This window comes from Lactiplantibacillus xiangfangensis (assembly GCF_001438845.1).
In the GTDB taxonomy this organism is placed as follows: Bacteria; Bacillota; Bacilli; order Lactobacillales; family Lactobacillaceae; genus Lactiplantibacillus; species Lactiplantibacillus xiangfangensis.
In genome coordinates this window covers 1-291 of the sequence record NZ_JQCL01000041.1, presented here as the reverse complement: position 1 = coordinate 291, position 291 = coordinate 1, and the positions used below count along the sequence as shown (strand labels likewise).

Here is a 291-nt window from a genome sequence, read left to right as displayed (position 1 = left end):
CATGCTATAATGGAAACAGAAAAGGAAGCCCCGCCGAAAACAGGACTTCCCACGCAAGCCGCTTCAAAGGCGGTGGCATTAGTTAAAAAATGATAGTTGAGTCACCCTGTAACCTAGCCAAAGTTACGCAGGGCGGCTTTTTTATTTGTTCCTTTTGTCGATGTATGTTAGCAACGCTAAAATAAACATTGCAAACAGCAACATCAACGAGAGTGTCTGGAAGACGCTCATTGACTGTGAAACCTTCCTGAAGATTATTCCATGTTCCCATGGGCCTCACCTCGCAAGGGA

The 291-nt window shown here is 45.4% G+C and carries 1 protein-coding gene; it reads right to left on the bottom strand.

The window, feature by feature from the left end; genetic code table 11:
- Positions 1-141: 141 nt before the first annotated feature.
- The gene (locus IV64_RS14795) at positions 142-204 is read right to left on the bottom strand and encodes a putative holin-like toxin (protein ID WP_230083882.1); all 63 of its coding nucleotides are present in this window, start codon (positions 202-204) and stop codon (positions 142-144) included.
- Between the last annotated feature and the right edge of the window lie 87 nt (positions 205-291).